The organism is Streptomyces sp. TLI_55 (genome assembly GCF_900206255.1).
GTDB lineage: Bacteria > Actinomycetota > Actinomycetes > Streptomycetales > Streptomycetaceae > Streptomyces > Streptomyces aquilus.
The window spans coordinates 2,066,142-2,079,353 of the sequence record NZ_OAOJ01000001.1 but is presented as its reverse complement, the minus strand read 5'-3'; the positions used below and the strand labels follow the sequence as shown (position 1 = coordinate 2,079,353).

Sequence of the window (13,212 nt, the reverse complement as noted above, 5' to 3'; positions counted from 1 at the left end):
GCCGGGCCGCCGTCCCCCGGGATGCCATCCTCCCGTCCATGACCGAACCCACGCATGACGAGACCCACGGCGGTGCCCTCGGTGAGCGGCTGAACTGGCTGCGGGCCGCCGTCCTCGGCGCCAACGACGGCATCGTGTCCACCGCGGGCCTCGTCGTCGGCGTGGCCGGCGCCACCGATGACCGCTCCGCCCTGCTGACGGCGGGTCTGGCCGGACTGCTCGCCGGGTCGATGTCCATGGCGGCCGGCGAGTACGTGTCCGTCTCCACCCAGCGCGACTCGGAGAAGGCGGCCCTGGCGCTGGAGAAGCGGGAGCTGCGCGAGCAGCCGGAGGCCGAGCTGGAGGAGCTCACCGGGCTGCTGGAGGGACGCGGCCTGTCCCGGGAGGTGGCCCGCGAGGCCGCCGAGCAGCTCACCGCGCGGGACGCCCTGCGCGCCCACGCGCGCGTGGAGCTCGGCATCGACCCCGACCAGCTGACCAACCCCTGGCACGCCGCCTGGGCGAGCTTCCTGGCGTTCACGGCGGGCGCCCTGCTCCCGCTGCTGGCGATGGTCCTGCCCCCGGCCGGCTGGCGCCTCGCGGTCACCGTGGTCTCCGTCCTCGCCGCCCTCGTCCTCACCGGCTGGAGCAGCGCCCGCCTCGGCGCGGCCGACCCGGGCCGGGCGATGCTGCGGAACGTGGCGGGCGGTGCGCTGGCCATGGGCGTCACCTACGCGGCGGGGGCACTGCTGGGCGCGGCCGGAGTCTGAAACCGCCCGTGCAGACTTTGGCGGAGATCACCAACAAGTAAGCGCGTACCGCCGGTAATACTTGTGAGTAACAACGTCTAGTCGCGGCCGACCAGCGGTTCTACGGTGCGAGCATGCCGAACCTGCCCGATGTCGTGCTGTGGTCGATACCCGCCTTCGTGCTGCTCACCGTGGTCGAGATGATCAGCGTCCGCATCCATCCCGAGGAGGACGCCGCCGGATACGAGACGAAGGACGCCGCGACCAGCGTCGGTATGGGCCTGGGGAGCCTCGTCTTCGACTTCCTGTGGAAGATCCCGATCGTCGCGATCTACACCGCGGTGTACGCACTCACGCCCCTGCGCGTCCCCGTGCTGTGGTGGACCGTCCCGCTGATGCTGCTCGCGCAGGACTTCTTCTACTACTGGTCGCACCGCGGCCACCACGTCATCCGCATCCTGTGGGCCTGCCACGTCGTCCACCACTCCAGCGAGAAGTTCAACCTCACCACCGCGCTGCGGCAGCCCTGGACCTCGCTGACGGTCTGGCCGTTCTACCTGCCGCTCATCGCCGCCGGTGTGCACCCGGCCGCCCTCGCGTTCTGCTCCTCGGCGAACCTCGTCTACCAGTTCTGGATCCACACCGAGCGCATCGACAAGATGCCCCGGTGGTTCGAGTTCGTCCTCAACACGCCCTCCCACCACCGGGTCCACCACGCCTCGCAGGGCGGCTACCTGGACCGCAACTTCGGCGGCATCCTCATCGTCTGGGACCGGCTCTTCGGCTCGTTCGTCGCCGAGACCGACCGGCCCGTCTACGGGTTGACCAAGAACATCAACACGTTCAACCCGATCAAGGTGGCCACCCACGAGTACATGTCGATCGCCAAGGACATCAAGGCGGCCCGAAGGTGGCGCGACCGCGCGGGGATCCTCTTCCGGGGTCCGGGATGGAAACCCGCTACCGCCGCGGAGCCGGCCAAGGAGATCATCGCCGCGTGACACGCCTCCTCCTCAGGGCCTTCGCCCTCACCGCCGCCGTGGACCTCGCCTCCCTGGCCGCCGGGTGGGACATCGGGCACCTGGTCGCCAAGCCCCTGCTGATGCCGCTCCTGGCCGCGTACGCGGCGTCCAGAGGCGCGCCCCGCCTCCTGATCGCCGCCCTGCTCTTCGGCTGGGGCGGCGACGTCCTGCTGCTCTTCGACGCCGACCCGGCCTTCCTCGCGGGGATGGCCTCCTTCGCGGCCGGACACGTCTGCTACATCGTGCTGTTCCAGAAGTACGGCACGGACATCGCGACGGTACGCGCGCGGGGCGGCTTCCTCTCCGTCATCTACGTCGTCGTGCTGGCGACCACGATCCAGTCCCTCTGGCCGGACCTCCCCGCCGACCTGCGCGTCCCCGTCGCCGGCTACAGCGTCCTGCTCACGGTCATGGCGTACCTCGCCGCCGCCCGCATGGGCCGCGTGGCTGGGATCGGGGGTGTGCTCTTCGTCCTCTCCGACACGCTCATCGCGAGCGGTGTCGCCGACTGGGACCAGCTGCCGCGCCCCGACCTGTGGATCATGCTGACCTATGTGGCCGCGCAGTACCTGCTGGTCACTGGTGCCCTCGGCGAGCGACGGCTGCCCGGGGCGGCGTACGGTGAAGTGCGCTCGACCACCCCCTGAGCGCACGTACCACCCCGGACGAGAAGGACCCTCGCATGCGCGCCACCACCATCCACGCCCCCTTCGACATGCGCGTGGAGGACGTGCCCGACCCGGTCGTGCAGCTGCCCACCGACGCCGTGGTGCGCGTGCTGCGCGCCTGCATCTGCGGCAGCGACCTGTGGGCGTACCGCGGGCAGGCCGCCCGGCAGCCGGGGCAGCGCATCGGGCACGAGTTCCTCGGCATCGTCGAGGAGACCGGCTCCGAGGTGGACACCGTGCGGCGCGGAGACCTGGTCGTCGCGCCCTTCATGTGGTCCGACGGCGTCTGCGACTACTGCCGCGAAGGCCTGAACACCTCCTGCGAGCACGGCGGTTTCTGGGGCTCCGTCGGCTACGACGGCGGCCAGGGCGAGGCCGTGCGCGTGCCCTTCGCCGACGGCACCCTCGTGCAGCTGCCCAAGGAGGCGGCCTCCGACGACCACCTGCTGTCCGCCCTGCTGACCCTCTCCGACGTCCTGGGCACCGGCCACCACGCCGCCCTCGGTGCCGGTGCCCGCGCGGGTGCCACCGTTGCAGTCGTCGGTGACGGGGCCGTCGGCCTGTGCGCGGTCCTCGCCGCCAAGCGGCTGGGCGCCGAGCGGATCATCGCGCTGGGCCGCCACGAGGCCCGCACCGACATCGCCCGCCGCTTCGGCGCCACCGACGTCGTCGCCGAGCGCGGCGACGCGGCCGTCGAGGCCGTCCGTGAACTGACCGGCGGCCAGGGCGCGCACGCCGTCGTCGAAGCCGTCGGCACCGAGCAGTCCATGCGCACGGCGGTCGGCATCGCCCGCGACGGCGGCACCGTCGGCTGGGTCGGCGTCCCGCACGGCAGCGGCACCGGGCTCGACCTCGGCGTCATGTTCGACCGGAACATCGGCCTGCGCGGCGGCGTCGCGCCGGTCCGCGCGTACATCCCCGAGCTGCTGCCCGACATCCTGGACGGCAGCATCGACCCGTCGCCCGTCTTCGACCTGACCGTCGGCATGGAGGGCGTACCGGGCGGCTACAAGGCGATGGACGAGCGCACGGCGCTCAAGGTCCTGGTCACCGGCTGAGCCTCGCGCCCACCAGCGGAACACCGGCTGAGCCTCGCGCTCACCAGCGGATCGGCAACGGCAGCGCCGTCAGCAGCCCCGACACCACGACCACCACGCCCAGCAGGGCGACCTCCACCCGCGCGGGGGAGCAGGCGGTCAACGGGTCGGGCGCCCGGCGCAGCCGGAGCCGCGCCCACAGGGCGAGCGCGGCGACCGCGGCCACCAGCAGCACCTTGGCGAGCAGCACGCGCCCGTACGCGGTCGTCGTCAGCTGGTCGAGGATCGTCTCCGGCGGCATCCGGCGCAGGGTGCTCCACACCCCGGTCGCCGTGATCGCGGCCAGCAGTACGGCGGCCACGCGCGCGTAGAGCCCCAGCAGGGCCGAGCCCGCCTCCGACGCCCCCCACCCCCGGAGCGTCCGCAGGGCGTACAGCAGTCCGCCCACCCACAGCGCCGCACAGGTCAGATGAACGAGCGTCAGCCCCGACCCGACCAGCGGTTCGTGCTCGGTCGTCGGATGGGCCCGCAGCGCCTCGGCGACCACGACCGCGGCCAGCGGCCAGGCCTGGGAGGCCGGGCGGGTGGAACGGGCGCACAGCCCCGCCACGAGGAACGCGTTGACCTCGACGAGCGCGAGCTTGCCGTCCCGGGAGTCGTACAAACCGCCGATGTCGATCTCGGCGAAGCTGTGCGGCACGAGGTTCCCGGTCGACACGACCGAGGCCAGCCCCAGGGCGGCCACGAGACCGGCGCACGCGGCGTACACGGCCCAACTGCGCGGCATGGCCCGGGGAGCGCCGGGCACCGCGCGGGCCAGCCGGGTCACGAACAGCTCGCCCACCGGAACGCAGAGCGCGGTGAACAGCACCGCCCGCAGCAGCGCGATGCCGCTGTCGCCGGGCGCCGCCGCCTCCCCGGTGCCGTGCAGCGCGGCGGACGGACCGAGCAGGGGTATCAGGGCCCCGAGGGCCACCAGGACGAGAACGGCGACGGCGCGGGCGGTGCCGGACCGGCGCGGCAGCGGTCCGCCGGCGTCCGGCGCCCCGGTGCTGGGTCTTATCAAGGTCACCTCAAGATGTTCACCAGCCGTCGCAGAACCGGGCAAGTCCAGAAAGACAACTGGCGCTACGCCATTCCGCCCAGGAGTACGTTTTCCGGCCGCCCGCCGCTCACGCCCACCGCGCGGGATCGGCGCCCCAGGGCCCCGGCGGCCGCGCCCAGCCGACCGGCCCGCCGGCGAAGGACACCGGCGACCGGGCGTACCGCAGCCGCCCGACGCCGCTGTCGGTCTCGGCGAGCCAGGCGTCCGGGCCTTCGTAGGCGGCCTGTACGCCCTGCCCGGCCGCCCCTTCACGCCCGGCCGCACCGGTCGCGCCGCGCCCCCCGACCCCTCCGGCGGACTCGTCCGGGACGCCTTCCAGCAGCCATTGCGCCGTCCGGGCGAGCGCCAGCCGCACGCACCGGCCGCCACCGTCGTACGACTGCTCGCGCACCGCCCGCAGCACCTCCGCCGCCAGCAGATACCCCGTCCCGTGGTCCAGCGCCTGCGCAGGCAGCGCGCCGGGCTGCTCCGGCGACCCCTCGACCGCCGCGATCCCGGTCGCCACCTGCACCAGGCTGTCGAAGCCCCGCCGCTCGCTCCACGGCCCGTACGCGCCCCACGCCGACAGCTGCGCCACGACGATCCCCGGCCGCCGCTCGGCCAGCGCCTGCGCCGACAGCCCGAACCGGTCGAGGGCGCCGGGCCGGTAGCCGGTGACGACCACGTCGGCCACCGCCAGCAACTCCTCGAAGGCATCCCGATCGGCCGCCAGGTCCAGCGTCGCGGACCGCTTCCCGAAGCCCGTGTCGGCGTGCTGGTCCGGGAGCTCGGGCATCCGGGGCGGATCGACGCGCAGGACGTCGGCGCCCAGCAGGGCGAGCGTGCGCGTGGCGACCGGGCCCGCGATGACCCGGGTCAGGTCCAGGACCCGCAGTCCGGCGGCGGGCAGCAGGGGAGTGCCGTCGACCGGCGCGAGCACGCGCGCGGGAGCGGAGTCGAGGCGCTCGCGCTCCACGAGCGGCCGCTCGGCCAGCTCCACCGCCTGTTCGTGGGCCGCCCACTCCTCGGGCGTCCGCAGGGCGACGGCGAGGCCCCCGGCCGCGTACACGGCGTCCTCGACCTCCAGAGCGGACCGCTCGGCGAACGCCGCCGCCAGCGAATCGGCCGGGCCCATCACCTTGAGCAGCCGCTCCCGGTGGTGCGGGTAGTTGGCGTGCGTGCGCACCCACCCGTCGGCGGTCCGCCAGAACCTCGACAGGGGCGCGAAGTTGACCGGCGCCCGCCCATTGATCAACAGATGCCGCTCACTCGTGAACGCGGTGGCGACGGCCCCGTCGTCCACCCACACATCCGGCACCGTGTCGAGCCCGGCCCGCCGCGCGCCGAGCTCGGCAGCGGCCCGCGCACACGCGCCGACGCAGGACCGCGCCAACTCCCGCACAGGAAGCCGCGCCTGAAGAGCACCCTCGCGCACCACGTCGGTCATGACTTCACTATGCAGTATTGATTCAATCAACCTGAGATCAACTCATGACGCGGCGGACCACCAGAGCCGCACCTCCTTGCGCACGTCGGTGGGCCGCAGCTCCCAGCCCTGGGCGAGGGCGACCTGGGCGACGTACGCACCGCCGACGCCACGGTAGTCGCGCAGCGGTATCGCGCACTCGACCGGCGGCCGCGGCTTACCGGCCTTGCGCGGGACAGAGGCTCTCTTGGTCCAGCGGCCGACCTTCTTCTCCACCCGCGCCCTGTAGTAGGCGGCGTCGCCCTCGTGTCGCAGCTCCGGCCAACTCACGCACCAGGAGGGCCATTTCGCCAGCGGGTCCAGTACCCGGTCCATGGCCTTGAACAAGCCCTGTTCGTACGAGGTGCTGAACACGGTGATGATCTCTGTGGCCAGCCCGACGACCAGGAAGGCCGCCAGGGCCACGAGCCACAGCACGATCTGCACGGGGGTGTACAGGACCGTGAGTACGAATCGGACTGCCAACTGCCCCTTGGGCCTCGGCCGTTCAGGCGCCCACGTCGCGGGATCTTCGTACACATCCATGGCCGTAGATCATCCCTTACACGCAAAGGGGCCGGGGACCCGGTCCCCGACCCCTTCACAAACGCGTGCCCTTACTTGGTGACCGCGTCCAGTGCGTCAGCCGTGCCCCAGCCGTAGAAGCCGTTGTAGTTCTTCGACCCCTCGCACACCGCGTCGGCCTTGCCGTCGCCGTCGATGTCGTACGGGTCGGTGCACGGCGTGGCGTCGGCCTCCGCGTACAGCAGCGCCTTCACCAGGGCCGGAGGGGCCTTCGGGTGCGTCGACTTGATGAGCGCCGCCACGCCCGCGACATGCGGCGTGGCCATCGACGTACCGGCCATGTAGCCCCAGCCGCCGCCCGGCAGCGTGCCCAGGATCAGACCGCTGGTGGCCGGCGGGGCCGGGGTCTGGAAACGGGTCGAGTCGCCGCCGGGAGCGGCGATGTCGATGACGCCCAGACCGTGGTTGGAGAAGGACGACTTGATGCCCTTCGCGCCGGTCGCCGCGACCGTCACGACACCCGGCAGCTGGGTCGGGATGTCGAAGCACTCGGAGGGGTCGATGACCCGGTCCGAGGGCGTGGCGTCGTTGGGGGAGACCGGGTCGGTGATCTCGTCGGCGGCGAGGTCGTAGTTCTCGTTGCCGGCCGCCGCGACGTTGACGGCGCCCTTCTTCTCCGCGTACCGCGAGGCCCGGGAGACGGCGTCGACGAGCGCCTTCTGGTCCGGGTCGTTATTGCAGTTGAAGTACCACGGGTCGGTGTAATAGCTGTTGTTCGTGACGTCGACGCCGTGCTCGGCCGCCCACACGAAGCCGCAGACCACGGCCTCCGTGTAGAAGTAGCCGGCCGTCGTGGACACCTTGATGCCGGACACCTTCACGCCGGGCGCGACACCCGTCATGCCGACGCCGTTCTTGGCGGCCGCTATCTCACCGGCGACGTGCGTGCCGTGCGGGCTCTCGCCCGTGGTCGGCCGCCACGCCCCGTCGGTCGTGTCGGGCTTGCCCGTCACGCAGTTGACCGACGCGGCCCGGTCGAAGTTCGGCGCGATGTCCGGGTGGGTGTCGTCGACGCCGGTGTCGATCACGGCGACGGTCACCTTGCTGCTGCCGAGCGACTTCTCGTGCGCCTTGTCCGCCTTGATGGCGGGCAGGTCCCACTGCAACGGCTCCAGCGGGTCCTGTCCCTCGGCGGCCTGGACGGCCGCGAGGTCCTCGGCGTCGAGCACCTTGGGGGTGCCCACGTCGGTCGTCGACTGGGCGGGCAGCGGCGCGTTGCGCGTGTTGCCGGCCGACTGGACCCCGGGCACGGTGCGCAGGATCTTCGCGAAGTCGGGGTTCGCCGAGTGGACGACGACGACGCCTATCTGGTCGTACGACGTCAGGATCGTGCCGCCGGCGTCGGCTATCGCCTTCGTGACGTGCTTCGAAGGCCCGTGCCCGGGGCTGACGTTGACGACATAGCTGAGCGCGGTCGCCTCGGCGGCCGGGGACTCCTCCGCCGCCGATGCCGTGACGTTCGGCAGGAACGCGAGAGCCGTCGCCATGGCCATCCCGACCGGGACGGCCATCACTCGGCGGAAGCGCGGGTGCGGCGCTGTCATTCAGGATCTCCAGTTCGTTCGCGGTACCAGCGGTACGAGCGGACCGTGCGGGTGCTGTACGGGGCTGCCCGGCCGCGGTTACTTGACCGCGCGCAGCGCGTTCACGATGCCGAAGCCGTAGAACCCGTTGACCCGCTTGCCGCCCACGCAGGTCGCGTCCTGCGTGCCGTCGCCGTCCTGGTCGTAGGAGGCCGGGCAACCGGGGTTGTCCGCCTGCGCCTTCATCAGCGCCTGCAGCTGCGCCGGGCTCGCCCACGGATGCGTCGACTTCAGCAGCGCGGCGACACCCGCGGCGTGCGGGGACGCCATCGAGGTGCCCTGGAGGAATCCGTACGAGTTGTTCGGCAGCGTCGACAGGACGCGGCCGTTCTTCGACGGGGTGTCCGGGATCTGGTAGAGCCGGTCGCCGCCCGGCGCCGCGATGTCGATGACACCGTAACCGTACGACGAGTAGTACGACTTGAGGTTGTTGACGCCCGTCGCGCTGACCGTGACGACACCCGGCAGCATGGTCGGCACGTCGAAGCACTCGTGCGGGTCGACGGTACGGGTGACCGGAGTCGAGTCGTCGGGGCTGGAGTCGTCGACGAGGGCGTCGGAGTCCAGGTCGTCATTGGAGTTGCCCGCCGACGCCAGGTTGAGCGTGCCCTTGTGTTGAGCGTAGAGGGACGCCCTGTTGACCGAATCAACAATGGCCCGCTGGTCAGGGTCGTCAAGGCAGTTGTACAGCCATGGATCAACGTAGTAGCTGTTGTTCGTGATCTCCACGCCGTGATCGGCGGCGAAGACGAACGCACAGACGACGCTCTCCGGGTAGAAGAGGCCGTTGCTCGGGTCGGTCACATTGATGGCCGCGACCTTCACACCCGGCGCGACACCGGCGACACCGATGCCGTTGCGGGCGGCGGCGATCTCACCGGCCACGTGGGTGCCGTGGTAGTCCTCCGCGGTGTACGGCCGCCAGGCGCCCTCGGTGGTGTCGGGGACACCGCCGTCGCAGTTGGCGGACTGGGACGCGGAGAAGTTCGGGGCGATGTCCGGGTGGGTGTCGTCGACGCCGGTGTCGATCACGGCGACGGTGACCTTCTTGCTGCCCGGGTTGATCTGCGCGGCCTTGTCGGCGCCGATCGCCCGCAGGTCCCACTGGTCGGCCTCGAGAGGCTCGCTCCCGGCGTCGGCGGCCGAGGCCTTCTCGACCTTCTCGGCCTGCTCCTTGGTGAGCACCTGCACCGCGCCCTCGTCCGTGGTGGCGGCCGGGGTCAGCGCCGAGGTGCGGGTCGCGCCCGCCGACTGCACGCCGCGGACCTTGCGTATCTGGGGCCCGAAGTCGGGGTTGGCCGAGTGGACGACGATCACGCCGATCTTGTCGTACGTGATGACGACCGTGCCGCCGGCCGCCGCGATCGCCTTCTTGACCGACGCGATCGTGTGACGGTCCACCTTGGTGTTGACGACGTAGGACAGGTTCGGTGCGTCCGCTGTCTGCGCGGTGGGCTCCGCGTAGGGGGCGGCCGACGCGGCCGCCGGCAGGAAGCCGAGCGAGGCGGTCAGCGAGAGCACGACAGGTACGGCAAGGGCGAGCCGACGTCTGGAACGCAGACGGGACATGGGGTCTCCACATCATCCGGAAACGAAACCGCCCGAGACACAGGTGGTGCTCGGGCAGGTACATGACGGGTGGTGCAGGCCCGAAGTTATCTCTCGCAGTCACTGGCCAGCAATGACCTTCCCGAGATGACTTCAAGAAGAAGCAAACCCAGTTGAACCGGTCCTCGCGTGCCGCCGTGACCTTGGGCAGGGAGCGCGAGGACGATCGAGCCCCCTGACGAACCGCGAGGAACAGAGCCGCCCATGTCCGTCGTACCGAACCCGTCCCCCACCCCCGAACAGCCCCCGTCCGCCGTGGCAACAGCGCCCGCAACGCGAGGAGACTCCGTGGCTACCGACGCACCGCCCCCCTCGACAGAGCAACACAAACTCCCCAGCACCGAGGAGTTCACCGCGGTGCAGCAGAGCGCGGAGTTCGGTGAACTGCGCCGCTCCTACCGCAACTTCGCCTTCCCGCTCACCGTCGGCTTCATCGCCTGGTACCTGCTGTACGTCCTGCTGTCGAACTTCGCGGGCGACTTCATGGGCACCAAGCTGTTCGGCAACATCAACGTCGCCTTCGTGTTCGGCATCGCCCAGTTCATCACCACGTTCCTCATCGCCTGGTGGTACTCGCGGCACGCCGCCGCGAAGCTCGACCCCAAGGCCGAGGCCATCAAGTCCCGGATGGAGGGCGGCGCATGAGCCCCGCGATCACCCTGGCCGCAGGCGAGGCCAGCGAGCACCGGCCGCTGATCATCACCCTGTTCGCCGTCTTCGTCGTCGCGACCCTCGTCATCACCGTCTGGGCGGGCCGCCAGACCAAGGACGCCGCCGACTTCTACGCCGGCGGCCGCCAGTTCAGCGCCTTCCAGAACGGCCTCGCGGTCTCCGGCGACTACATGTCGGCCGCGTCCTTCCTCGGCATCGCCGGCGCCATCGCCCTGTTCGGCTACGACGGCTTCCTGTACTCCATCGGCTTCCTGGTCGCCTGGCTCGTCGCCCTGCTGCTGGTCGCCGAACCGCTACGGAACTCCGGCCGCTACACCATGGGCGACGTCCTCGCGTACCGCATGCGCCAGCGCCCGGTCCGCACCGCGGCCGGCACCTCCACGATCGTCGTCTCGATCTTCTACCTGCTCGCGCAGATGGCCGGCGCCGGCGTCCTCGTCTCGCTGCTGCTCGGCATCACCTCCGACGCGGGCAAGGTCGGCATCGTCGCCCTCGTCGGCCTCCTGATGATCGTGTACGTCTCCATCGGCGGCATGAAGGGCACCACCTGGGTCCAGATGGTCAAGGCGGTGCTGCTGATCACCGGCACCATCCTGATCACCTTCCTGGTGCTGCTGAAGTTCGACTTCAACATCTCCGACCTGCTCGGCAAGGCCGCCGAGAACAGCGGCAAGGGCACCGCCTTCCTGGAGCCCGGCCTCCAGTACGGCGCGACCGGCACCTCCAAGCTGGACTTCATCTCGCTCGGCATCGCCCTGGTCCTCGGCACCGCGGGCCTGCCGCACATCCTGATCCGCTTCTACACGGTGCCCAACGCCAAGGCCGCCCGTAAGTCCGTGAACTGGGCCATCGGCATCATCGGCGGCTTCTACCTGATGACCATCGCCCTCGGCTTCGGCGCCGCGGCGCTCATCAAGCCCGACGAGATCATCGCGTCCAACCCGTCCGGCAACACGGCGGCGCCCCTGCTCGCGCTCCATCTGGGCGGCGTCGACTCGACGTGGGGCGCGATCCTGCTGGCCACGATCTCCGCGGTGGCCTTCGCGACGATCCTCGCGGTGGTGGCGGGCCTGACCCTCGCCTCCTCGTCCTCGTTCGCGCACGACATCTACGCCAACGTCATCCGCAAGGGCAAGGCGTCCGGCAAGGAGGAGGTCCGCGCGGCCCGCTGGGCGACCGTCTTCATCGGCATCGTCTCCATCGGCCTGGGTGCCCTCGCCCGCGACCTCAACGTGGCCGGCCTGGTCGCCCTCGCCTTCGCGGTCGCCGCGTCCGCCAACCTGCCGACGATCCTCTACAGCCTGTTCTGGAAGCGGTTCACCACCCAGGGCGCCCTGTGGTCGATCTACGGCGGTCTGATCGTCGCCACCGGCCTGGTGCTGTTCTCCCCGGTGGTCTCCGGCGACCCGAAGGCGATGTTCCCGGACGTCGACTTCGCCTACTTCCCGCTGAAGAACCCGGGCATCATCTCCATCCCGTTCGGCTTCCTCATGGGCTTCCTCGGCACCGTCCTGTCCAAGGAGGAGCCGGACGCCGGCAAGTACGCGGAGCTGGAGGTCCGATCCCTGACCGGCACCGGCGCCCACTAGACCCTCTTGGGGCGATCCTCTGAGCGGCCGCGTCGTAGGGAACTACGACGCGGCCGCTTCGTACCTCGTGGGATCGGGCACTGTCGATGTCAGTGCGGTCACGTAGGCTCGCAAGTGACGGAAAATGAATGATCCGCGATGATCCACAGCGTTCCGCGACGAGGGAGGGGGCCCACGTGCTCATCGACACCTACGGCCGGCAGGCCACCGACCTGCGCGTGTCGCTGACCGACCGGTGCAATCTGCGCTGTACGTACTGCATGCCCGAAGAGGGCCTGCAGTGGCTGGCCAAGCCCGACCTCCTCACGGACGACGAGATCGTCCGCCTGATCGACATCGCGGTCACCTCCCTCGGCATCGAGGAGGTCCGCTTCACCGGCGGCGAGCCGCTGCTGCGCCCGGGCCTGGTCGGCATCGTGGAGCGCGTCGCCGCCCTCGCACCCCGCCCCCAGATGTCGCTGACGACCAACGGCATCGGCCTCAAGCGCACCGCGGCGGCCCTGAAGGCCGCGGGCCTGGACCGGGTCAACGTATCCCTGGACACCCTCCGCCCGGACGTCTTCAAGACCCTGACCCGCCGGGACCGCCACAAGGACGTCATCGAGGGCCTGTACGCCGCCCGCGAGGCCGGCCTGACCCCGGTGAAGGTCAACTCGGTCCTGATGCCGGGGCTCAACGAGGACGAGGCCCCCGACCTCCTCGCCTGGGCCGTCGAGCACGACTACGAACTGCGCTTCATCGAGCAGATGCCCCTGGACGCCCAGCACGGCTGGAAGCGCGACGGCATGATCACGGCAGGGGACATCCTCACCTCCCTGCGCACCCGCTTCGAGCTCACCGAGGAAGGCTCGGAGAAGCGTGGCTCGGCCCCGGCGGAGCGCTGGATCGTCGACGGCGGCCCACATGTGGTGGGTGTCATCGCCTCGGTCACCCGCCCGTTCTGCGCGGCCTGCGACCGCACTCGCCTGACGGCCGACGGCCAGGTCCGCACCTGCCTGTTCGCCCAGGAGGAGACGGACCTCCGCGCGGCCCTGCGCTCGGGCGCCCCGGACGAGGAGATAGCGAACCTCTGGCGGACGGCGATGTGGGGCAAGAAGGCGGGCGCGGGCCTGGACGACCCTACGTTCGTACAGCCGGACCGACCGATGTCCGCAATCGGCGGCTAGGGACC

12 protein-coding genes are annotated in these 13,212 nt (G+C 70.9%); 7 read left to right on the top strand and 5 right to left on the bottom strand.

Annotated features, from left to right (window positions below):
• The first annotated feature begins 38 nt into the window (after window positions 1–38).
• The 4 genes from CRP56_RS09680 to CRP56_RS09665 all read left to right on the top strand — a co-directional run bounded on the left by CRP56_RS09680 (window position 39) and on the right by CRP56_RS09665 (window position 3,476).
• A complete protein-coding gene (locus CRP56_RS09680) occupies window positions 39–749 on the top strand; it encodes a VIT1/CCC1 transporter family protein (protein ID WP_097262285.1) in 711 nt (236 codons plus the stop codon).
• 113 nt (window positions 750–862) lie between these two features.
• Window positions 863–1,729 carry a sterol desaturase family protein gene (locus CRP56_RS09675; protein ID WP_097262282.1) on the top strand — a complete coding sequence of 289 codons (867 nt, stop codon included), beginning with the start codon at window positions 863–865 and terminating at the stop codon, window positions 1,727–1,729.
• The gene (locus tag CRP56_RS09670; RefSeq protein ID WP_097262280.1) at window positions 1,678–2,397 is read left to right on the top strand and encodes a lysoplasmalogenase; all 720 of its coding nucleotides are present in this window, start codon (window positions 1,678–1,680) and stop codon (window positions 2,395–2,397) included. The genes CRP56_RS09675 and CRP56_RS09670 overlap by 52 nt, the downstream gene beginning before the upstream one ends.
• A gap of 35 nt (window positions 2,398–2,432) precedes the next feature.
• Window positions 2,433–3,476: a zinc-dependent alcohol dehydrogenase family protein gene (locus CRP56_RS09665; RefSeq protein WP_097262278.1), complete on the top strand. Its 1,044-nt coding sequence runs from the start codon at window positions 2,433–2,435 to the stop codon at window positions 3,474–3,476.
• Between the two features lie 40 nt (window positions 3,477–3,516).
• On the opposite strand, the gene CRP56_RS09660 is transcribed toward CRP56_RS09665, so the two are convergent.
• From CRP56_RS09660 to CRP56_RS09640, 5 genes are all read right to left on the bottom strand, one after another.
• Window positions 3,517–4,527 carry a CopD family protein gene (locus CRP56_RS09660; RefSeq protein ID WP_097262276.1) on the bottom strand — a complete coding sequence of 337 codons (1,011 nt, stop codon included), beginning with the start codon at window positions 4,525–4,527 and terminating at the stop codon, window positions 3,517–3,519.
• 100 nt (window positions 4,528–4,627) lie between these two features.
• Window positions 4,628–5,986, bottom strand: coding sequence for a CoA transferase (locus CRP56_RS09655; protein ID WP_097262273.1), 1,359 nt, complete (start codon window positions 5,984–5,986; stop codon window positions 4,628–4,630).
• Between the two features lie 42 nt (window positions 5,987–6,028).
• Window positions 6,029–6,490: a hypothetical protein gene (locus tag CRP56_RS09650; RefSeq protein ID WP_257040396.1), complete on the bottom strand. Its 462-nt coding sequence runs from the start codon at window positions 6,488–6,490 to the stop codon at window positions 6,029–6,031.
• 131 nt (window positions 6,491–6,621) lie between these two features.
• Window positions 6,622–8,133, bottom strand: a complete 1,512-nt coding sequence (locus CRP56_RS09645; RefSeq protein WP_097262269.1) for a S8 family peptidase — start codon at window positions 8,131–8,133, stop codon at window positions 6,622–6,624.
• Between the two features lie 78 nt (window positions 8,134–8,211).
• Window positions 8,212–9,741, bottom strand: coding sequence for a S8 family peptidase (locus CRP56_RS09640; protein ID WP_097262267.1), 1,530 nt, complete (start codon window positions 9,739–9,741; stop codon window positions 8,212–8,214).
• Window positions 9,742–10,068: 327 nt separating this feature from the next.
• Between CRP56_RS09640 and CRP56_RS09635 the strand changes: the two genes are divergently transcribed.
• The 3 genes from CRP56_RS09635 (at window position 10,069) to moaA (ending at window position 13,207) form a co-directional block, all read left to right on the top strand.
• Window positions 10,069–10,425 carry a DUF485 domain-containing protein gene (locus tag CRP56_RS09635; RefSeq protein ID WP_079308200.1) on the top strand — a complete coding sequence of 119 codons (357 nt, stop codon included), beginning with the start codon at window positions 10,069–10,071 and terminating at the stop codon, window positions 10,423–10,425.
• Window positions 10,422–12,041 (top strand): solute symporter family protein, encoded by a 1,620-nt coding sequence (locus CRP56_RS09630; RefSeq protein WP_097262265.1) that lies wholly within the window; start codon window positions 10,422–10,424, stop codon window positions 12,039–12,041. Before CRP56_RS09635 ends, CRP56_RS09630 begins: the two co-directional genes overlap by 4 nt.
• Before the next feature lie 176 nt (window positions 12,042–12,217).
• Window positions 12,218–13,207 (top strand): GTP 3',8-cyclase MoaA, encoded by a 990-nt coding sequence (moaA, locus tag CRP56_RS09625; protein WP_373559635.1) that lies wholly within the window; start codon window positions 12,218–12,220, stop codon window positions 13,205–13,207.
• Window positions 13,208–13,212: the final 5 nt, after the last annotated feature.